This is a genomic window from Mesorhizobium sp. B2-4-13, from assembly GCF_006658535.1.
In the GTDB taxonomy this organism is placed as follows: Bacteria; Pseudomonadota; Alphaproteobacteria; order Rhizobiales; family Rhizobiaceae; genus Mesorhizobium; species Mesorhizobium australicum.
In genome coordinates this window covers 380,356-401,708 of the sequence record NZ_VFVB01000001.1, presented here as the reverse complement: position 1 = coordinate 401,708, position 21,353 = coordinate 380,356, and the positions used below count along the sequence as shown (strand labels likewise).

The 21,353-nt window shown below is 63.9% G+C and carries 17 protein-coding genes and 1 pseudogene; 12 read left to right on the top strand and 6 right to left on the bottom strand.

What is annotated here, in order from left to right:
* Positions 1 to 20: 20 nt before the first annotated feature.
* From FJ936_RS01980 to FJ936_RS01950, 7 genes are all read left to right on the top strand, one after another.
* Positions 21 to 833, top strand: coding sequence for a glycosyltransferase family 25 protein (locus tag FJ936_RS01980; protein WP_140786942.1), 813 nt, complete (start codon positions 21 to 23; stop codon positions 831 to 833).
* Positions 834 to 1,156: 323 nt separating this feature from the next.
* Positions 1,157 to 1,960: a glycosyltransferase family 25 protein gene (locus FJ936_RS01975; protein ID WP_140786940.1), complete on the top strand. Its 804-nt coding sequence runs from the start codon at positions 1,157 to 1,159 to the stop codon at positions 1,958 to 1,960.
* A gap of 89 nt (positions 1,961 to 2,049) precedes the next feature.
* Positions 2,050 to 4,851 carry a [protein-PII] uridylyltransferase gene (locus FJ936_RS01970; RefSeq protein ID WP_140786938.1) on the top strand — a complete coding sequence of 934 codons (2,802 nt, stop codon included), beginning with the start codon at positions 2,050 to 2,052 and terminating at the stop codon, positions 4,849 to 4,851.
* Between the two features lie 46 nt (positions 4,852 to 4,897).
* Positions 4,898 to 6,505 (top strand): murein biosynthesis integral membrane protein MurJ, encoded by a 1,608-nt coding sequence (gene murJ, locus FJ936_RS01965; protein ID WP_140786936.1) that lies wholly within the window; start codon positions 4,898 to 4,900, stop codon positions 6,503 to 6,505.
* 173 nt (positions 6,506 to 6,678) lie between these two features.
* Complete coding sequence (gene trpS, locus FJ936_RS01960; RefSeq protein WP_015314174.1) at positions 6,679 to 7,746, top strand: tryptophan--tRNA ligase; 1,068 nt, start codon at positions 6,679 to 6,681, stop codon at positions 7,744 to 7,746.
* Between the two features lie 102 nt (positions 7,747 to 7,848).
* Positions 7,849 to 8,340, top strand: a complete 492-nt coding sequence (locus FJ936_RS01955; protein ID WP_010913128.1) for a universal stress protein — start codon at positions 7,849 to 7,851, stop codon at positions 8,338 to 8,340.
* Between the two features lie 269 nt (positions 8,341 to 8,609).
* A complete protein-coding gene (locus FJ936_RS01950) occupies positions 8,610 to 9,179 on the top strand; it encodes a NifU family protein (RefSeq protein ID WP_015314175.1) in 570 nt (189 codons plus the stop codon).
* A 159-nt stretch (positions 9,180 to 9,338) separates the two neighbouring features.
* On the opposite strand, the gene FJ936_RS01945 is transcribed toward FJ936_RS01950, so the two are convergent.
* Complete coding sequence (locus tag FJ936_RS01945; RefSeq protein WP_015314176.1) at positions 9,339 to 9,956, bottom strand: L,D-transpeptidase; 618 nt, start codon at positions 9,954 to 9,956, stop codon at positions 9,339 to 9,341.
* Between the two features lie 225 nt (positions 9,957 to 10,181).
* On the opposite strand from FJ936_RS01945, the gene cueR reads away from it, so the two are divergent.
* The 3 genes and pseudogenes from cueR (at position 10,182) to FJ936_RS01930 (ending at position 12,076) form a co-directional block, all read left to right on the top strand.
* Entirely contained in the window at positions 10,182 to 10,667 is a 486-nt protein-coding gene (gene cueR, locus FJ936_RS01940; protein WP_140786934.1) for a Cu(I)-responsive transcriptional regulator, read from the top strand.
* A gap of 108 nt (positions 10,668 to 10,775) precedes the next feature.
* A pseudogene (locus tag FJ936_RS01935) lies at positions 10,776 to 11,245 on the top strand (nucleoside deaminase).
* Between the two features lie 330 nt (positions 11,246 to 11,575).
* Positions 11,576 to 12,076: an MmcB family DNA repair protein gene (locus FJ936_RS01930; RefSeq protein WP_015314183.1), complete on the top strand. Its 501-nt coding sequence runs from the start codon at positions 11,576 to 11,578 to the stop codon at positions 12,074 to 12,076.
* 47 nt (positions 12,077 to 12,123) lie between these two features.
* Here the strand turns inward: FJ936_RS01930 and nhaA are convergent, their stop codons facing one another.
* The 5 genes from nhaA to FJ936_RS01905 form a co-directional block, all read right to left on the bottom strand.
* A complete protein-coding gene (gene nhaA, locus FJ936_RS01925) occupies positions 12,124 to 13,317 on the bottom strand; it encodes a Na+/H+ antiporter NhaA (RefSeq protein ID WP_140786932.1) in 1,194 nt (397 codons plus the stop codon).
* A gap of 230 nt (positions 13,318 to 13,547) precedes the next feature.
* On the bottom strand, positions 13,548 to 14,111 hold the full coding sequence (locus FJ936_RS01920) for an ActR/PrrA/RegA family redox response regulator transcription factor (protein ID WP_015314185.1): 564 nt from the start codon (positions 14,109 to 14,111) through the stop codon (positions 13,548 to 13,550).
* Positions 14,112 to 14,175: 64 nt separating this feature from the next.
* Entirely contained in the window at positions 14,176 to 15,507 is a 1,332-nt protein-coding gene (locus FJ936_RS01915) for an ActS/PrrB/RegB family redox-sensitive histidine kinase (RefSeq protein ID WP_140614913.1), read from the bottom strand.
* 26 nt (positions 15,508 to 15,533) lie between these two features.
* Complete coding sequence (hrpB, locus tag FJ936_RS01910) at positions 15,534 to 17,999, bottom strand: ATP-dependent helicase HrpB (protein ID WP_140786930.1); 2,466 nt, start codon at positions 17,997 to 17,999, stop codon at positions 15,534 to 15,536.
* Positions 18,000 to 18,056: 57 nt separating this feature from the next.
* Positions 18,057 to 18,947, bottom strand: a complete 891-nt coding sequence (locus FJ936_RS01905) for a DMT family transporter (RefSeq protein ID WP_140786928.1) — start codon at positions 18,945 to 18,947, stop codon at positions 18,057 to 18,059.
* Positions 18,948 to 18,971: 24 nt separating this feature from the next.
* Here FJ936_RS01905 and FJ936_RS01900 point away from each other — a divergent pair, with 24 nt between their 5' ends.
* Positions 18,972 to 19,661 carry a PIG-L deacetylase family protein gene (locus FJ936_RS01900; RefSeq protein WP_140786927.1) on the top strand — a complete coding sequence of 230 codons (690 nt, stop codon included), beginning with the start codon at positions 18,972 to 18,974 and terminating at the stop codon, positions 19,659 to 19,661.
* Between the two features lie 264 nt (positions 19,662 to 19,925).
* Positions 19,926 to 21,257 carry an extracellular solute-binding protein gene (locus FJ936_RS01895; RefSeq protein ID WP_015314190.1) on the top strand — a complete coding sequence of 444 codons (1,332 nt, stop codon included), beginning with the start codon at positions 19,926 to 19,928 and terminating at the stop codon, positions 21,255 to 21,257.
* Positions 21,258 to 21,353 lie beyond the last annotated feature (96 nt).

Below are 21,353 nucleotides of genomic sequence, written 5' to 3'. Positions count from 1 at the left end.
CCGCTGGACCTTTGTCGACAATGAAGTGCCTGGTCATAAACCTAGATCGGTCCCCGGACCGACTTGCACACATAAGTGCAGAGTTCGCCCGGATCGGCGTCGCGTTCCAACGCGTTGCGGCGGTCGATGCACGTAGCCACCCTGAACTCGGGCAGCAACCGCAACATCCGATTTATGCGTCCCGGCGTTTGTTGGGCAGCGAAGTCGCCTGCCTGCACAGCCACCGCGTCTGCTGGACGATGCTGGCGCAGGACGAGGCTCGCTACGGCGCCATCTTCGAGGACGACGTGGTTTTTTCAGCAAAGGCCGGTCCGTTGCTTGCTGACGACGGCTGGATTCCGCCAGATGCCGACATTGTCAAATTGGAAACGTACTTCAAGAAGACCCTCATTCACCGACGAAGGATCGCCACCGGTCATGGTTTTTCCGCGTTCAGGCTCTACAAGAACCATCCGGGGACCGGGGGTTACATCATCTCCAGACAGGCCGCGCGCGATCTCCTCGAAGCGACCGAAACGATCAATATCACCGCCGACGATCTACTTTTCACCCCGGCGTTCGGAGTTTCGTCCAGCAAGACGATCTACCAGCTCGTCCCTGCGCTGTGTGTGCAGGACCAGTTCGTCAGCGACCGACTGCCAAGCCTGCTTGGGGAGGAGCGGGATGCCGCAAGAACCGGTAATGAGCTTGCCGCGAAACGCAGAAGCCCGACGGCTGAAAGAATAATGAGGGAAGGCGGACGGACAGCGCGGTGGGTTCTCGGCTTCTGCAGAGGTCGGCGACACATCGTTGTCCCCTTCGAGACGACTGGGAAGCCGACTAATCTTGCCTGACGGCCGGCAAGTCCATATCCGGCGCCGCAGGAATGCGCTTGAGCTCCGCCGGAAGGCAAGCCCGACCGACATCTATGGCAGGAAGCTCCAAAGCCTGCCAAGATAAATATAGAGCTCCGCGTTGCTTCCACCTTGCCGTGTGGCGAGCGGACACAGAAATTGAATCCTGCTCTATCCAAAATATCGATAGTGATTCCAGCCATGAGATGGTAAACATCCGTGTTTCCCTGTTTATTTACAAAAAACCAAGTCCTTCTCATAAATAAAAACTCTGGTTCCGCATGTGCTATAGAGCGCCATAGGAAAAAAGTTTTGTTAAAGAAATGAAATGTCTGGTCATCAACCTCGATAGATCCCCCGACCGGCTTGCCCATATGACGGCGGAGTTTGCGCGCATCGGCCTCGGATTCGAGCGGGTTGCCGCAATCGATGCAAGGGACCGGCCAGACCTCGCGCTGCAGCGCCAGCATGCACGATATGCGGTGCGACGTCTGTCCGGCAGCGAGATCGCATGCTTGCACAGCCATCGCGCCTGCTGGGCCATCATCGCGCAAGACGACGCGCCGTACGGCGCCGTCTTCGAGGACGACATGGTGTTTTCCGCGAAAGCCGATAGGCTGCTTGCCGATACGAGCTGGATTCCCGCCGACGCAGATGTCGTCAAGCTCGAGACATTCTTCCACACTACCGTGATCCAGCGGGAGAGGTTTCCCGTCGGCGGCGGGTTTTCCCTGTTCAGGCTCCGCAAGAACCATATAGGGACGGGCGGATACCTGCTCTCCCGGCAGATGGCACGCGCCCTTCTCGAGACAACCGCCGATGTCAATGTGGCGGTGGACAATCTCATCTTCGATCCCACATTCGCGATCTCGACCGGCAAGACGATCTACCAGCTTGTTCCGGCGCTCTGTGCGCAGGACCAGTTCGTGGGCAACAGGTTACCGAGCCTGCTCGAACAGGGTCGGGAGGCCGAGTGGGTCGCGAGCGGGCTCGCCAATGGACACAGGATACGGGCACTCGCGCGTATCCGCAGGGAGGCCAGCCGGGCAGCGCGGCAGATCACCGATCTCTGCAGGCTACGGCGGCAGATTGTCGTCCCGCTCGCTCCAGTCGAGGCAAACGACTAGAGCGTTTGCGGGATTGACAGCAGGCCCATACCCAGCGCCGCGAAAACACGCTATAGACGCCGCCCAAAAGGCAAGGCCGACCGGTATCTATGGCAAAAATCTCCCTGAAGCTCGATGAACTGATCGACGGCGAAGCCTTGCGCCGCGAGATGACCGCGCTGACCACGGCCAGCGCCGGCGACGGTTCCAGCAAGGCCATCCGCTCGGCCGTCCTTCAGCTTCTCAAGGGGCGTCTCGCCGAGGGCCGCAAGACAGCCGAGGCCATGCTGAGACAAGATGGCGGCGGCAATGCCTGCGCCGAACGGCTGTCGCACCTGATGGACGAGCTGATCCGCTCGCTCTACGATTTTGCCGCAACCCATGTCTACCGGGTGAAGAACCGATCCTCGGCCGAACGCATGGCGGTCGTTGCCGTCGGCGGCTATGGCCGCGGCACGCTGGCGCCGGGATCCGACATCGACCTTCTGTTCCTGCTGCCTTACAAGCAGACCCCGTGGGGCGAACAGACGGTCGAATATATGCTCTACATGCTGTGGGACATGGGGCTGAAGGTCGGCCATGCCACCCGCAACATCGATGAGTGCCTCAGGCTGTCGCGCACCGACATCACCATCCGCACCTCGATCCTGGAAGCCCGTTTCCTGTGGGGCGAACGCAAGCTCTATGACGAGTTGATGCTGCGCTTCGACCATGAGGTGGTACGCACGACCGGCCCGGAATATGTGCAGGCCAAGCTTGCCGAACGCGACGAGCGCCATGCCAAGGCCGGCGAAAGCCGCTATCTGGTCGAGCCCAACGTCAAGGACGGCAAGGGCGGCCTGCGCGACCTGCAGACGCTGTTCTGGATCGGCAAATATTTTTACCGGGTGCGCACCGGCGAGGAACTGGTCGAAAAAGGCGTCTTCACCGAAGCCGAGTACCGCGAGTTCCAGAAGGCCGAGGATTTCCTGTGGGCGGTGCGCTGCCACATGCACTTCCTCACCGGCAAGGCCGAGGAGCGGCTGCATTTCGACATTCAGCGCGAGATCGCCGAACGGCTCGGCTATACGACCCATCCCGGCCTGTCGGCGGTCGAACGCTTCATGAAGCACTATTTCCTCGTCGCCAAGGATGTCGGCGACCTGACCCGCATTTTCTGCGCCGCGCTGGAGGAGGAGCAGGCCAAGCATGTTCCCGGCTTCAACCGCATCTTCCTCACCTTCCAGCGCCGCAAGCGCAAGCTTGCCGGCACGTCGGACTTCATCGTCGACAACCATCGCATCAACATCGCCGACGACGGCGTCTTCGAGCGCGACCCGGTCAATCTTCTCAGGCTGTTCTGGTTTGCCGACAAGCACGGGCTGGAATTCCATCCCGATGCGCTGAAACTCCTCACCCGTTCGCTCGGCCTGGTCAACAAGTCGCTCAGGCGCGACGAGGAAGCCAACCGGCTGTTCCTCGACATATTGACCTCGGACCGCAACGCCGAGCTCAACCTGCGGCGGATGAACGAGGCGGGATTGCTGGGCCGGCTGATCCCGGATTTCGGCAAGATCGTCGCCATGATGCAGTTCTCGATGTACCACCACTACACGGTCGACGAGCACCTGATCCGCTGCATCGGCGTGCTGGCCGAGATCGAGCGCGGCGACGGCGAGAAGGTGCATCCGCTGTCGCATGCGCTGATGCCCGGGCTGAAGAAAAGCCGCGAGGCGCTCTATGTCGCCGTCCTGCTGCACGACATCGCCAAGGGCAGACCAGAGGACCATTCCGAGGCCGGCGCCAGGATCGCAAGGCGGATCTGCCCGCATATGGGGCTTTCGCCGGCCGATACGGAAACTGTCGCCTGGCTGGTCGAGAACCACCTCGTCATGTCTATGACGGCGCAGACCCGCGACCTCAACGACCGCAAGACGATCGAGGACTTCGCCTCTATCGTGCAATCGGTAGAGCGGCTGAAGATGCTGTTGATCCTCACCGTTTGCGACATCAGGGGCGTCGGACCGGGCGTGTGGAACGGCTGGAAGGGCCAGTTGCTGCGTACGCTCTACTACGAGACCGAACTGCTGCTGACCGGCGGCTTTTCGGAGGTCTCGCGCGCCCAACGCACGGCGGCGGCGCGCGAACGCCTGGCCGAGGCGCTCGCCGACTGGCCCGACAAGGCGCGCAAGCGCTATGTCGGGCTGCATTATGAGAACTACCTCCTGACGGTGGACCTGCCGGACCAGCTTCGCCACGCCGAATTCATCCGCGAGGCGGACGCGGCGGGCAACAAGCTCGCCACCATGGTCAAGACCCACCAATTCGAGGCGGTGACCGAAATCACCGTGCTGGCGCAGGACCACCCCCGTCTTCTCTCGGTCATTGCCGGGGCATGCGCCGGCGCCGGCGGCAACATCGTCGACGCGCAGATCTTCACCACGTCGGACGGCCGCGCGCTGGACACGATCCTGATCTCGAGGGAATTCGACCGCGACGAGGACGAACGCCGGCGCGCCGAGCGTGTCGGCCGGCTGATCGAGGACGTGCTGTCGGGCAAGAGCTGGCTGCCGGAGATGATCGAGAAACGCACCAAGCCAAGGCGCGGATCCAAGGTTTTCAAGATCCCGCCACGCGCTGAAATCCGCAACGCGCTATCGAACCGGTTTTCGGTGATCGAGGTCGAGGGGCTCGACCGCCCCGGCCTGCTGTCGGAAATCACCGGAACACTGTCCGACCTGTCGCTCGACATCGCATCGGCGCATATCACCACCTTCGGCGAGAAGGTCATCGACACCTTCTATGTCACCGACCTGACCGGCCAGAAGATCGACAACCCGGCCCGCATCGCCACCATCCGCAACCGGCTGATTGCGACGCTCGAGGGTGTAGCGCTCGAACGCGGCGGCAAGGCCAAGGCAGCCACCGAGTGACGGCCATCATCCCGTTCTTCCGATCCCACAGGCAGTTTGCGAACGCATGAGTCTCGTCAAGAAATTCGCTACCGTCGCGTCCGGCACTCTGATGAGCCGTGCGCTCGGTTTCGGCCGCGAGATGCTGATGGCGGCCGCACTCGGCACCGGACCGGTCGCGGACGCCTTCAATGCCGCCTTCCAGTTCCCCAACACCTTTCGCCGGCTGTTCGCCGAGGGCGCGTTCAATGCCGCCTTCGTGCCGCTGTTCGCCAAGGAGATCGAGACGCACGGCACCGATGGTGCCAAGCGTTTTTCCGAAGAGGTGTTCGGGGTGCTGTTCACCGCGCTCCTGGCGCTGACCATCGCCATGGAACTGGCGATGCCGCTGATCGTGCGCTACCTGGTGGCGCCGGGCTTTGCCGACACGCCGGGCAAGTTCGAGACGACCGTCACGCTTGCGACGATCATGTTCCCTTATCTGATCTGCATGTCGCTCGCCGCCATGATGGCGGGCATGCTGAACTCCTTGCGGCGCTATTTCGCCGCGGCAATCGCGCCGGCTTTCCTCAACATCATCCTCATCTGCGTGCTTGGCTATGCCTGGTATCACGGACTGGATGCACACGCTGTCGGCTTCGGCCTGTCCTGGGGCGTGCTGGCGGCCGGCGTCGTGCAGCTCGCCATCGTCTGGGTGGCGGTGCGCAATGCGGGCATCTCGATCGGCTTCCGCCGGCCTCGGATGACGCCGAACGTGAAGCGGCTCCTGATCCTGGCGCTGCCGGCGGCGATCACCGGTGGCATCACCCAGATCAACCAGCTGATCGGAACGGCCATCGCCTCGGCGCAGGACAGTGCCGTGTCCTCGCTGGCTTATGCCGACCGCGTCTACCAGTTGCCGCTCGGTGTCGTCGGCGTCGCGGTGGCGATCGTGCTGTTGCCCGAACTGTCGCGGGCGCTGAAGTCAGGCAATCTGATCGAGGCAGCCAATCTGCAGAACCGCTCCGTCGAATTCACCCTGTTCATGACCTTGCCGGCGGCGGCGGCGCTCTGGGTAATGGCGGAGCCGATCGTGCGGCTGGTCTATGAGCGCGGCGCGTTCGCCGCCAACCATTCGACACCTGTCGTGGCGGCGATCCTGGCGATCTTCGGTCTCGGCCTGCCGGCCTTCGTGCTGATCAAGGCCTTCACCCCAGGCTATTTCGCCCGCGAGGATACGCGCACGCCGATGATCTTCGCCGCAATCTCCGTGGCGGTGAACGTCGCCACCGCGCTGACGCTGTTCCCGAGGATGGGTGCACCCGGCATCGCCGTGGCCTCCGCCGTCGCCGGCTGGGTCAACGCGCTGATGCTGCTTGCCGTGCTGATCCGGCGCGGCCATTGGGGCCGCGACGTGCCGCTGTTGAGGCGCATCCCACGGCTGGTGCTGTCGGCGGTGGTCATGGGTGTCGCCCTCTATTTCGCCGAACATTGGCTGGCGACAAGGATCGGCCCCGGCTCGCCGCTGGTCGTCAAGGCGACGACGGTGCTGGCATTGGTGGCCGGAGGGGCGCTGCTCTATTTCATCACTGCTTTCGCCACCGGCGGCGCCGATTTCGGCATGATCCGGCGAAATGTCGGGCGCAGGGGAACAGAAGCCGGCCCGTCCGTGGCAAAATCAGAACTCGACGAATAAATCGGCCGGCCATCCCGCCTGGCCGGTCTTGATCCCGCCGACGCTCTCGTCCATAAGCGCGCCGTCGCAAGACTTTCGCCGCGCGCGGTTTCCAGCCGCATGATTGGCTCCGAAAAGTCCGCAACTTTTCGGAATCACGCTTATACGGCCCTCCACAAGCCATGAGGAAAACCATGTCCGCCTTCAAGCCACTCGTCTTCTCCGGTGTCCAGCCGACCGGCAATCTGCATCTCGGCAACTATCTCGGCGCCATCAAGAAATTCGTCGCCCTGCAGGATACGTCCGACTGCATCTATTGCGTCGTCGACCTGCATTCGCTGACCGCCCAGCTCGTCCATGACGACCTTGCCGACCAGACGCGGTCGATCACCGCGGCGTTCCTCGCCTCCGGCATCGACCCGAAGAAGCACATCGTCTTCAACCAGTCGCGGGTGATGCAGCACGCGGAGCTCGCCTGGATCTTCAATTGCGTGGCGCGCATCGGCTGGATGAACAAGATGACGCAGTTCAAGGACAAGGCCGGCAAGGACCGCGAGAACGCCTCGCTGGGCCTGCTTGCCTATCCCTCGCTGATGGCGGCCGACATCCTGCTTTATCGCGCCACCCATGTGCCGGTGGGCGAGGACCAGAAGCAGCACCTGGAACTGACACGCGACATCGCGCAGAAATTCAACAACGATTTCTCCGACCGCATCGCCGGTCTTGGCGTCGGCGTCGAGATGAGGATAGGCGAGGAGACGGTGAACGGCTATTTCCCGCTGACCGAGCCGGTCATCGGCGGGCCGGCAGCGCGCATCATGTCGCTGCGTGACGGCTCCAAGAAGATGTCGAAGTCGGACCCGTCGGACCTGTCGCGCATCAACCTGACCGACGATGCCGACGCCATCTCGAAGAAGATCCGGAAGGCCAAGACCGACCCGGAGGCCTTGCCGAGCGAGGTCGACGGGCTGGAAAGCCGGCCCGAGGCGGAGAACCTGGTCGGCATCTATGCCGGTCTCGCCGAGATGTCGAAGGCCGATGTGCTTAAGGAATTCGGCGGCCAGCAGTTCTCTGTATTCAAGCCGGCGCTGGCCGATCTCGCGGTGGAGAGGCTGGCGCCGATCGCCACCGAGATGCGCCGTATCCAGGGCGACCGCGCCTATGTCGACGCCGTGCTGCGGGATGGCGGCGAACGCGCCGGCGTGCTCGCCGAAACGACGATGAAGACGGTGCGCGACATTATCGGGCTGCTGCAGGGCTGATCGCGGCGCCGTGCACTGCACAACACTGGCACAAGGCCGGCGGCTTGCCGCCGGTCAGCGGCGGTGGCAGATTGCGGCCGAAAAGACACCGAGTAGATAGACATGGTCTCCAAACGCCTCAGCCGCGAAGCCGGTCACCGCAGGAAATTCCTGACGATCATCGACGACACGCCGGAATGCGAGCGCGCCGTCGCCTACGCCTCGAAGCGGGCGCAGAGCACCAGCGGCACGCTGGTGCTGCTCTATGTCATCGTACCGGACGACTTCCAGCACTGGCTGGGGGTCGAGAAGATCATGCGCGAGGAGGCGAACGCCACGGCGCGCGCGGCGCTGGACGGCTACGCCAACAAGGTGCGGCAGAAGCTCGGCATCGAACCGGAGATGGTGGTGCGTGAGGGCAAACCGACGGAAGAGATCCACAAGCTGATCGAGGAAGACCAGGACATCGCCATCCTCGTGCTGGCGGCCGGCGCCGGCAAGGAAGGTCCAGGACCGCTGGTCGGCGCCGTGGCCGGCAAAGGCGCTGCCTTTCCGATCCCGGTGACCGTGGTGCCACAGAATTTGTCGGATGAGGAGATCGACAGCCTCGCCTGAAATGTATCGAGATTCGGGTGATGCCGGCCTGCAAATGGCGGCTTCCGGTGCTCACGTACTTCAAGTACGCTCCGCTCCGGTTCTCGGAAACCATCATTTTCGACTCGGCCTGACCCGAATCTCGACGCACTTCACAGTGCTTGGCATGAGTCGCAAAAACATTCCGCCAGCCAGCCGTTCCGGCGATGCGTTTCGCTTGAATGTCCCGCCGATAGAGCCTATTTAGAACTATTCCAAACTAGTTGCCCAAAACGGGCATGGAGACGGCCATGTTCATCCAGACCGAGTCGACGCCCAATCCGGCGACGCTGAAATTCCTGCCCGGCAAGGAAGTGCTCCTAGAAGGCACCGCCGATTTCCGCGATGCCGACAGTGCGGCCATTGCCTCGCCGCTGGCTGGGCGGCTGTTCGAAATTCCCGGCGTCACCGGCGTGTTCTTCGGCTACGATTTCATCACCGTGTCCAAGGACGGCCCGGACTGGCAGCACCTGAAGCCGGCGATCCTCGGTGCGATCATGGAGCATTTCATGTCCGGTGCGCCTGTCATGGCCAAGGCCGGCCCCGCCGCCGAGACCAGCCAGACCGGTGAATTCTATGACAAGGCCGACGAGGAACTCGTCATCACCATCAAGGAGCTGCTCGACACGCGGGTGCGCCCGGCGGTGGCGCAGGACGGCGGCGACATCACCTTCCGCGGGTTCGAGAACGGCACCGTGTTCCTGCACATGAAAGGCGCCTGCGCCGGTTGCCCGTCTTCGACGGCGACGCTGAAGCACGGCATCCAGAACCTGCTTCGCCATTTCGTGCCGGAAGTGCAGCAGGTCGAGCAGGTCTCTTAGACGGCAATTTCCTACCCACGGACAACAAAAAACCGGGCCGAATTGCCCGGTTTTCTGTTTGGGACGTCCGTTGTTGCCTAGACGGTCCGCGTATGAAAGGCGACTTCCAGTTTAACCACGATCTGCCGGAAAAGCGGACAGGCTTTCCGGGATCAGGGTCTAAAGAACGATGACCTTGGCGCCGACCTCGGCGCGATTGTAGAGGTCGATGACGTCCTGGTTCATCAGCCGGATGCAGCCCGACGACATGGCCTTGCCGATCGAGTTCCATTCCGGGCTGCCGTGCAGGCGGTAGCCCATGTCACCGCCCTTGTTGAACAGGTACATGGCGCGCGCGCCGAGCGGGTTCTTCAGGCCCGGATCCATGCCGCCGGCGAACTTGGCGAGTTCGGGCTGGCGCTTGATCATCTGCGAAGGCGGCGTCCAGGTCGGCCATTCGCGCTTGATGGCGATATGGGCCGTGCCGTGCCATTCGAAGCCCTCGCGGCCGACGCCGATCCCGTAGCGGATTGCCCGGCCATCGCCTTCGACGAAGTACAGGAACTTGTTCTGCGTATCGACGATGATGGTGCCGGGCTTTTCCTTGGAGTCGTAACTCACTTCCTGGCGATGGTACTTCGAGGGCACCTTCTCGATGGGGATACGTGGCAGCTGGTAACCGGCATCGGTCACCGCGCCATAGTCGTTGGAGAACATCTGCCCGCCGATCGTGCTGCAACCGGCAATAGCAGTGGACAGCGCCAGTGCGGCGATTATTGCAAGCGACTTCATGCGCATGTGGTGATCCGGTGCCCCGCCCAAACTAGAGCGGCACGAGTCGGCCGCTTTCTCGCCATCATTCATGCTGGCATTTGCTTTGCTTGCCAAGCACACGATGCCTATATGCGGGGACTTACGTGCTGGTATGCGTATCACTATGGCATTTCGGCAACATACTTCACCGGATTGTGAAGGAAATTCAATGGGCCTGAATCGCAGGCCCGCGAAACTCGAGGATCCGCCATGAATGTCGGCGACGCCGCCCACCGCTCAGGCCTGCCGGCCAAGACCATCCGCTACTATGAGGAGATCGGCCTGATCGCGCCCGCGCGCGCCGCCAATGGCTATCGCGATTATTCGGGCGACGATATCCACCGGCTGGCCTTCCTGCGCCGCGCGCGCAATCTCGGCTTTTCGATAGACGATTGTCGCCAGCTGATGGCGCTCTACAAGGATCGCGGCCGCGCCAGCCACGACGTGCGCGCAATCGCCGCCGCCCATGTCACCGCCATCGAGGAGAAGGTGCGCGAGCTGCAATCGATGCGCTCGACGCTGCAGAAGCTCGTTCACGCCTGCCATGGCGACGAGCGGCCGGACTGCCCGATTTTGGATGACATGGCGGGGGCGGCCTTAGGCAGCGGCAAACCCAACCGCGGAAGCGATAGACCACCTGTTGAAGAGGGCGGCCTGGGCGAAGGCGGCGTTAGCCGCCTTGCCACGCGCTCGTGAAGCCGCCAGCATGGGTTCGTGTGGTATATTGCGCGCTCTGATATCAGCGTAGGGTAAAAGTACGGCCGCTGGTCGCCGGCCGGTGACCCCAATGACCGGAGAGAGCGCATGACCCGCGACCAGATGCTCGCCACCTTCGCGCCGCCGATGCGGTCGCCCGCGAGGCTGCCGCGCACGGCCACCATCCGTTCGGCGCGGTGCTGGTCGGCCCCGACGACGCAATCCTCATGCGCCAAGGCAATACCGACACCCTGCATCACGCCGAGACCGAACTTGCGCGGCGCGCGGCGGCAGCCTATCCGCCGGAGTTTCTCTGGACATGCACGCTGGTCTCGACGGGCGAGCCCTGCGCGATGTGCACCGGAACGCTCTACTGGGCGAATATCGGCCAGCTGGTCTATGGCTTCGAGGAGACCGAGCTTCTCGCGCTGACAGGCGACCATCCCGAAAATCCGACGATGAGCCTGTCCGCGCGAATTGTGCTCGGCTCTGGACAGAAGAAGATCGAGGTCCACGGCCCCTTCCCCGAAATTGAGGATGAACTTGTATCGGTGCACCGTCGCTTCTGGCAGCGGTAGGGTTCTTCGACCCACGTCCCGCGAAAGGGCATAAAGAGCGAACCGAACATAGGCGCAATGCGGACCACTGCTACATCGACTCGCCCTTCGTTCGAATGACGCCAACCCGTCAACCCTGCGATATCCTGGTCAAAGCTGACGGCGAACTCCCAAATCCCCAAATTTGCCGCCGCCAGTCAGGCTCGGCGGTTTTGCCCGTATTGATGTCCCCCCAAACCGCCGAGCCGCCCCGGTCAGCCGGCAAACTCCCTCTGCTTGGGTCTATCAAATATATAATCGCCTCTAAAAACCGGGTTCAAACCGTGAACAAAGTCTGGCATGGTGCCTGCCATGCCAATCATCTCCCCGATTCTCCTGAACCCTCTGATCGACGGTCGCCAGTCCGAGCGCGCCATGCTGGTGCGGCGGGGCGTGCAGCGGTTGCTGATGCAGATGGGCGCGCATGTGCTGCCTGAGCTGTCGCTGGCCACCGGCCGGCGCGCCGATCTCGTGGCGCTGACGCGGCAGGGCGATATCTGGATCATCGAGATCAAATCCTCGATCGAGGATTTTCGCGTCGACCGCAAATGGCCTGATTACCGGCTGCATTCCGATCGCTTTTTTTTCGCCACACATCCCGGCGTGCCGGCCGAAATCTTTCCCGAGGAATGCGGCTTCATTCTCTCCGACGGCTATGGCGCCGAGATTTTACGAGATGCGCCCGAGCACCGCATGGCGGCGGCGACGCGCAAGGCGCTGATGCTGCGCATCGCGCGCGCCGGCGCGGCGCGGCTGCTGGCGGCGGAACTGGCGGGTGTCGCGGTGCCGGTGCTGGAGGGGGAGAGCGAGTAATCGCAGCCCTGAAATTGACGCCCGCCAGATGCTCCAGCCCGGAACGGCTACTCCGCTTCTTCCTCGCCACCCACAGCCGGCGCCATCAGCAGCACCGCGGCGCCAAGAAGCGCGGCGATGAAGGAACCGGCAAGGATGCCGACCTTGACCGCGTCCTGCAGCGCCACGTCGTTGGCGAAGGCGAGCAGGCCGATGAACAGGCTCATGGTGAAGCCGATGCCGCACAGGAGCGAAATGCCGATCATGTGCGGCCAGCCGGCGTTGGCCGGCAGGTCGGCGAGGCCGAAGCGGATGGCGAGCGCGGAGGAGCCGAAGACGCCGACCAGCTTGCCGACGACGAGACCGGCTGCGACGCCCAGCGTGAGCGGCTCGATCAGGGCGCTAAAACTCAGGCCGGTGAGCGAAACGCCGGCATTGGCAAAGCCGAAGATAGGGATGACGATAAACGCCACCAGCTTGTGCAGGCCGTGCTCGAGCCGGTGCAGCGGCGAATGGTCAAGGTCGTGGCCGATGCCGGCCGAGCGTTCGAGCGGAATGGTCAGCGCAAGTGCCACGCCGGCCAGCGTGGCATGGACGCCGGACTTCAGCACCAGTACCCACAGGATGGCGCCAAGCACGAGATAGGGCACAAGGTTCATCACCCGCATACGGTTGAGCAGGACGAGCACGGCAATCACGGCGAAGGCCGCGCCGAGATAGGCCAGCGACAGGCCGCTGGTGTAGAATATGGCGATGATGATGACGGCGCCGAGGTCGTCGATGATGGCAAGCGCGGTCAGGAAGACCTTCAGCGAGGCCGGCACGCGGCTGCCGAGCAGCGACAGGACGCCGAGCGCGAAGGCGATGTCGGTGGCGGTCGGGATCGCCCAGCCGGACAGTGCGGCCGAATTGTTGCTGTTGACGGCGACATAGACCAGCGCCGGCACCACCATGCCGCCGGCCGCCGCTATGCCGGGCAGCACCCGGCGTGGCCAGGTCGAGAGCTGGCCGTCCAGCATCTCGCGCTTGATCTCCAGCCCGACGAGCAGGAAGAACACCGCCATCAGCCCGTCATTGACCCAGTGCGAGACGCTGAGCGGGCCGAGATAGGCGTGGAGAACCGAGAAGTAGGTCCCGGCGAGCGGCGAATTGGCGACGATCAGGGCAAGGGCGGCGGCCACCATCAGGATGATGCCGCCGGCCGCCTCGCTGTCGAGGAACTCGCGGAAGACGGAAACCGGCCGTCGCTTCAAATCCTGCATGTCGCCTCCGTCATGCCGCCTGCCGGCGTGCGTCATTTGCAATGATGCGCAAAGTCCGGCCGCCGGGCAAGCATGGGACCCTTTTCAGCGCCTCGGAGACTGTTTCGAATTCGCTCTGACTGGTCATATGGTGGTTGAGAACCGTAGCGCAGCGGACATTCGTCCGTGAGCAAGGGAAGCGCAGAAAACGCCGCCAGATGGCCGCCAGAGCAGAATTTCCAAACAGTCTCTCAGCGGGGCGCGCGCTTGGCCAGGATCCGCTGCAGCGTGCGGCGATGCATGTTGAGTCGGCGTGCGGTCTCGGAGACGTTGCGCTCGCACATTTCGTAGACGCGCTGGATGTGCTCCCAGCGCACGCGGTCGGCCGACATCGGGTTTTCCGGCGGCGCGGCGCGCTCGCCGGTGGTGCGGGTCAACGCCGCAAAGACATCGTCGGCGTCGGCGGGTTTCGACAGATAGTCGACGGCGCCGAGCTTCACCGCCGTCACCGCGGTGGCGATGTTGCCGTAACCGGTCAGGATGATGGTGCGGGAGTCCTCACGCTTCTCGCGGATGGCGGCGACGACGTCGAGGCCGTTGCCGTCGCCCAGCCGCATGTCGACCACCGCATAGGCGGGCGGATTGGCGCGCGCCTTGCCCACGGCCTCCTCGACGCTCTCCGCCGTCTCGACCACGAAACCCCTGGTTTCCATGGCACGGGCCAGACGGGTCAGGAACGGCTTGTCGTCATCGACGATCAGAAGCGAGGTGTCCTCGCCTTCAACCATAGGCCCACTGTTCTCATCGCCTGTCATCGTCTCGAAAATTCCTGCTGCCTTATTTTTACGCAGATATAGTTTTGCGGGGCCATTGTCCAATTTACGCAGTGTCAAACATGGTGGCTGGGGCCGATTCCGGGTTCAGGAAGACGCTTCTCGGCCACGAAATCCGCACCACGGCCCCTTCGCCGAGGCCGCTCGAATTGCGAAAGTCGAGCGTGGCGCCCGAACGTTCGAGCAATGTCTTGGCGATAAACAGGCCGAGCCCGAGGCCGCCTCCGGCTTCCGTGCCCTGGCGTGTCGACATGTAGGGCTCACCGATGCGGTCGATGATCTCGGGCGGGAAACCCGGGCCGTCATCGGTGATCGAGAAGGAGACCGTCGCCTCGTCCCAGCTCCAGCGCACGGTGACGCTCTTGCGGGCGAAATCGACGGCGTTCTCGACCAGATTGCCGAGACCATAGATGACGCCGGGATTGCGGCGCCCGACCGGCTCCGGCCCGGTCCGCTCGCCAGGGCGAAGCTTGATCGAGATGCCGAAGTCGCGATGTGGCGCCGTCACCTCCTCGACCAGCGAGGTCAGCGGCAGGCGGGACAGATGCGCCTCGCCCTCCGACGACAGGCTGGTCAGGCGCTTAAGGATTTCACGGCAGCGCTCGCTCTGAGAGCGCAGCAGCTTCACGTCTTCCCCGTATTTCGGATCGCTGCCGAGCGCCTTTTCCATCTCCTTGGCGACGAGCGTGATGGTGGCGAGCGGGGTGCCGAGTTCGTGCGCCGCCGCCGCCGCCAGCCCGTCGAGCGCGGAAAGGTGCTGTTCGCGCTGCAGCACCAGTTCCGTGGCGGCGAGCGCGTTGGCCAATAGCCGCGCTTCGGCGGCCACCCGGAAGGCGTACATGGCGGTGAAGGCGATGGAGGACAGCACCGCCATCCACATGCCGGCGACATAGATGAAGGGCATCACCAGGGGCGCGCCTTCGTACCAGGGCAGCGGCAGATGGCGAAAGACCAGCAAGGTCGCCGCGATCATCACCAGCCCGCCGAGGATGGCGGTGAGGCGAAGGGGCAGCGACGTCGCCGAAATGACGACGGGCACGGTCATCAGCAGCGAGAACGGATTGGTCAGGCCGCCGGTCATGTAGAGCAGGCCGGCAAGCTGCAGGCTATCGAAGACCAGGATGCCGAAGGCGGCGAACGGGGTGAGCCGGTGCGCGGCCGGAAAGCGAAAGGCCAGAAACAGGTTCATCCAGGCCGAACAGGCGATGAGGGCAAAACACAGACTGACCGGCAGCGGGAATTTCAGGCCGTAGGCGACGACGAGCACGGTCACGCTCTGGCCGACAATGGCCAGCCAGCGCAGCCGGATCAGCGTGTTGAGGCGCAGTCGCTGGCTTTGCTGGAAGTCGGGCGTGTTCAGGATGTTGATCATGGCCATGGATTACAGCCGCAAACCAGCAAAGGCTAGGTCTCGCGCGGCTTGGCGCGGGCGGTGGCGGCGGCGAGCAATGGGTTTTCCGGCCAGACATGCTTGGGATAGCGGCCGCGCATGTCGGCGCGCACATCGGTCCAGGAGCCGCGCCAGAAGCCAGGCAGGTCTCGCGTGGTCTGGATCGGCCGGTGCGCCGGCGACAACAGTTCAAGCGTCAAGGGGACGGTGCCGTTGGCGATCGACGGATGGCGGTCGAGGCCGAACAATTCTTGCACGCGCACCGCCAGAACCGGCCATTCGCCGTCATAGCGGATCGGCACATGGCTGCCCGACGGGGCATCGAAATGAGTCGGCGCCAGGGCTTCGATCTTGCGTTGCAGGTCATGCGGCACGAGCGACGCCAGCCCGGCCGCGACAGTTCCGGGATCGATGGCGGCCAGGGAGGCCGCACCGGACAGAAAAGGCAGCAGCCAGTCGTCGAGACGCGCGATGAGCGCTTCATCCGACATGTCGGGCCAGGGCGCGCCCAAGCCCTTGTGCAGCCAGGACAGCCGGTGGCGCAGCGTCTGCGCCTCCTTGCTCCAGGTCAGGTGGGAAAGCCCATGCTCGCGCAGGGCCTCGATGATGGCGCGGTCGGCATCGGCGCCGGCCGGCGGCGGCAGCATGCGTTCGGCGAGCGTGATGGCGCCAAGCCGCACGGTTTCGCGCACCCGCACGGCGCGCCTGTCGCGATCGAAACTCGTCTGCCGGCGCGTTTCGATCCTGCCGCCAAGTACTGCCCGGATGTCCTCCTCACTGCTTGCCGCCGCCGCCGTAATGCGGGCATTCTGCGCCTTGCCCTGCAGGTCCGCGACGACCAGAAACGGTTCGCCCGCCAGCGGGTCGCCGGCGTCGAGCATGGCGCCGGAACCGTTGGCCAGCACGAAACGGCCGCGCTCGCCGCGCGCCTTGGCGACGCGGTCCGGCCAGGCGTGGATGAGCAGGGTTCCGGCTGGAACAGCTCCGCTGGTCTTCGTACCGCCTACCTGCCTGGCCAGGCGCTCGGCAAGCTGGCGCGCCGACGTGGCACGCGGCGATCTTTCCGCGCGAAAGCGCATCAATCGCCGTTCGAGGTCGGCACCGTCACCGCCAAGGCCACGCTCGGTCAGCAGCACGGCAAGCATGGCCGCCGCCTCACCACCATGACCGCTGCTGGCCGCCTCGGCGACCATGTGCGCCAGCCGGACCGGCAGAGCGAGCTTGCGCATCGCAGCGCCGGCGTCCGTCAGCCGCCCTGCTTCATCGATGGCCCCAAGCGCCCGCAACAGCGCCCGTGCCTCATTGAGCGCGGGAGCCGGCGGCGGATCGAGGAAAGCAAGACTGACTGGATCAGCGACACCGAAGGCGGCGCAGTCGACCAGCAGGCCCGACAGGTCCGCCTCGAGGATTTCCGGGGGTGTGAAGGCGGGAAGTGCCGCCGTCTGCTCGGCACGCCACAGCCGGATAGCGACGCCCGCCTGCGTGCGGCCGGCGCGGCCGGCGCGCTGATCGGCGGAGGCCTTGCTGACGCGCACGGTTTCCAATCTGGTCAGTCCGCTGGCCGGCTCATAGCGCGGCAGCCGCGACAGGCCGGAATCGATGACGACGCGCACGCCGTCGATGGTGATGGAGGTCTCGGCGATGGAGGTCGCCAGCACCACCTTGCGGCGGCCTGGCGGTGCCGGCTTGATCGCCGCGTCCTGCGCCTTGCCGTCGAGCAGGCCATAGAGCGGGACGATATCGGTGTCGGCGCCGACCTTGCCGGCCAGCCGCTCGGCGGTGCGCTCGATCTCGCGCTGGCCGGGCAGGAAGGCAAGCATGCTGCCGCTCTCCTCGGCAAGGGCGGCGCGGATCGCCTTGGCCATGGCGTCCTCGATCGGCACACCGGCCGGCCGCTCGTCGTATCTGACATCGACGGGGAAGGCGCGGCCCTCGCTTTCGATCACCGGCGCGCCCGACAGGAGTTTCGCGACCCGTGCGCCGTCGAGCGTTGCCGACATCACCAGCAGACGCAGATCCGGCCGCAGCGCGCCTTGCACATCGAGGGCGAGAGCGAGACCGAAATCGCCGTCGAGCGAGCGCTCGTGGAATTCGTCGAAAATGACCGCCGAAACGCCGGGCAGTTCAGGGTCGTCGAGGATCATGCGCGCCAGCACGCCCTCGGTGACGACCAGGATTTTCGTCCGCGCCGAGGTGCGGTTTTCCATGCGCATGGCGTAGCCGATGGTGGCGCCGGGCTCTTCCCCCAGCAACTCGGCCATGCGGCGCGCGGCGGCGCGGGCGGCGAGCCGGCGCGGTTCGAGCAAGACGATCTTGCCCGTGCCCAGCCAGGGCGCATCGAGCAGCGCCAACGGCACCAGCGTGGTCTTGCCGGCACCGGGTGGCGCGACCAGCACGGCGCTGCTGCCAGTGCCGAGCGCCTCGCTCAGCGCCGGCAGCACGGCGGACACCGGAAGTTCCGGCAAGGGTTTGGTCGTCATTACGCCCGCATATCAGCGGTCGCGGGCGCCGCGCAACTTTATCGCACCAAGGCCTGGTTAGAGCCGTGCGCGGGAAAACGGATTCCAGCGCACCGTGCCCAGCCGCACTTCCTCGCGCACCATGGTCAGCAGGCCCGATCCGCCGACGACGGCGAGGCCGACAAGCGACAGCCAGTCCGGATATTCCTGGAAGAACAGCGCGCCGAGGATGACCGCCCAGACGATCTGCGAATAATGCGTCGGCGCGATCCGGTTGGCCGGAGCGTATTTGGCGGCCAGCAACTGCAGCAATTGTCCACAGGCGGTGAAGGCGCCCGCCATCACCAGCCATGCCAGCTGTTTTCCATCCGGGACGGTGAAGGAGGTCGCGGCGGCACCGATGCCGTTGAACAGCAGCCCATAGCCGATCAGCACGCCGAGCATGGTCGTGCGTTTTTCCTGCTGCGCCAGCGACCGCATCAGGATGACGTTGGTGGCGGCGAGGAAAGCGATGGTGAAAGCGGCAAGGTGACCAAGGTGCAGCTCGCGAAAGCCTGGCCTGACAACCAGCATGACGCCGGCAAAGCCGGCGACCACCGCCAGCCAGCGCCAGGGCCCGACCTTTTCCTTGAGGATCACGGTGGACAGAATGGTGACGCAGAGCGGCGCCAGAAAGATGAGCGCATAGGTTTCGGCCAGCGGAATGGTGGTGAACGCATAGACGCTGAGCACGCCCGACGCGATGCCGGCCCAGGCCCGCGCCTGCACCGCCCAGGGACGTTTGGCACGCCAGAAATCACGCCAGCGCTCGTTGGCCGGCCGGCTGAAGAAGAGGAAGCAGCCAGCAAACAAAGTCGAGAAGAAGCCGATCTCGAACACCGTGAATTGGCCGCCCAGGCTCTTGATAACGGCATCGCTGCCCGAATAGCTTGCATAGGCGATCAGGGCGAGCAGGATTCCGTTCGGCACGTTTTTCATTTCCGGGAGAGAAAGTTGAAAATACTGGCGCTCGCTGCCCATCCAGACGACATCGAGATCTTCATGTTCGGTACGATGGCCGCCTATGCCGCGCAAGGCGCAGAACTCACTTTTGCCGTGGCTACCGATGGTGCCAGGGGCGGCAACAGCGATCCCGCTGTGCTGGCTCGTGTCCGACGCGAGGAGGCAATGGCCGCGGCCGCGCTGCTCGGGGCGGCAGCCCGCTTCCTCGACTTTCCCGATGGCGGGCTGGTGGCCGACGCCGCGCTGATCGATGCACTGAAAACACTGATCAGCGAGATCGGGCCGGACCTGGCGATCACGCACGCGCCCAACGACTATCATGCCGACCACCGCGCGCTGTCGGACGGCGTGCGCATCGCTGCTTCGTTCGGGGTTCCGGTGCTGCATGCCGATACGATGGGCGGCACCGGATTCTCGCCGACGCACTATGTCGATATTTCCGCCCATGCCGACATCAAGACCGAAGCGATCCGCATGCACCAGTCGCAGGACCCGGACCGCTTCGTCGACATTGCACTGACGCAGAACCTTTTTCGCTCGGGCCAGTGCAACGGCGCGCAAGGTTCGCTGGCCGAAGCCTTCCGCTTCGAGCCGACATTTCCCTTCGGCGACATCCGCGCGCTGCTGCCGCCGGCGCCACCGATCCGGACGGTGATGGTGAGCACCAAACGGGTCGACTGAACCCGCGGACGATCGGCCAGGGGTATCGCATTCCGCGCTCGTCCGCCTGATGCCCGGCGCTTTTCCCAACATTTTCAGAGACCGGCTTCAGCATGTTGCGGCGCAGCAACGAATTCGCTTGCCTTGTTTAGTAAAAATTGCATCACTAAACAAATTACTAAACATCCGCGACGCGACGACGTCGCCATGTTTGGGCCTCTGAGGAGAGAGGTTGAGGGATCTTGAGACCGTCATCCGGACGTGTTTCGCAAATGGGAGGAAGGCATGAAATCGAGCTTGAAACTGGCGTTGGGACTGACCTCGGCGATCGCAGCGTCGACAGCCGTCTCGAGCGCCGCGCACGCTGAAGACCTGACGCTATGCTGGGCCGCCTGGGACCCGGCCAACGCGCTGGTCGAACTGTCCAAGGATTTCACCAAGGAAACCGGCATCGGCATGAAATTCGAGTTCGTGCCGTGGACCAACTACGCCGATCGTTTCCTCAATGAGTTGAACTCGCATGGCAAGCTCTGCGACCTGATCATCGGCGACAGCCAATGGATCGGCGGCGCGGCCGAGAATGGCCATTACGTCAAGCTGAACGACTTCTTCGACAAGGAGAAGATCAGCATGGACGACTTCGTGCCGGCGACCGTCGTCGGCTATTCGGAATGGCCGAAGAACACGCCCAACTACTGGGCGCTGCCGGCCATGGGCGACGTCGTCGGCTGGACCTACCGCAAGGACTGGTTCTCCAAGCCCGAACTGCAGAAGGAATTCAAGGAGAAGTATGGCTGGGACCTCGGCCCGCCGGCCACTTTCGACCAGCTGAAGCAGATCGCCGAATTTTTCCAGAAGCGGCAGGTCGACGGCAAGACGGTCTATGGCGCCTCGATCTACACCGAGCGCGGCTCGGAAGGCATCACCATGGGCGCCATGGACGTGCTCTACAGCTACGGCTTCCAATACGAGAACCCGAAGAAGCCTTACGAGATGGAAGGCTTCGTCAATTCGCCAGACGCCGTCAAAGGCCTGGAATTCTACAAGGCGCTCTACGATTGCTGCACCCCTCCGGGCGCCTCGAACAGCTACATGGGCGAAGGCGTCGATGCCTTCAAATCCGGCCAGGTGGCGATGCACATGAACTTCGCCTTCACATGGCCGGGCCTGCAGAAGGACGAGAATGTCGGCGGCGACAAGATCGGCTATTTCGTCAATCCAAAGGGTCCCGGCGGCGCCCAATTCGCCCAGCTCGGCGGCCAGGGTATTTCGGTGGTCTCCTATTCCGACAAGCAGGAATCGGCGCTGAAATACATCAAGTGGTTCGCCAACAAGGACGTCCAGGCCAAATGGTGGTCGCTCGGCGGTTATTCCTGCCTCAACGCGGTGGTCAAGGACCCGAAATTCCCGGCCAGCCAGCCCTATGCGCAAACCTTCCTCGACTCGATGGCGATCGTGAAGGACTTCTGGGCCGAGCCGAGCTACGCACCACTGCTGCAAGCCTCGCAGAAGCGCTTCCATGACTATGTCGTCGCCGGCCAGGGTTCGGCCAAGGATGCTCTCGATGGCCTGGTCAAGGACTGGACGCAGGTCTTCCAGGACGACGGCAAGATGTAGCCGCGACAACCGCAAGGCTCCTCCCGAGCCATGACCCCGCGTCCCGTGCCGCCCTTGGCACGGGACGCTGTTCAGATAAATTCCATGACAGAGACG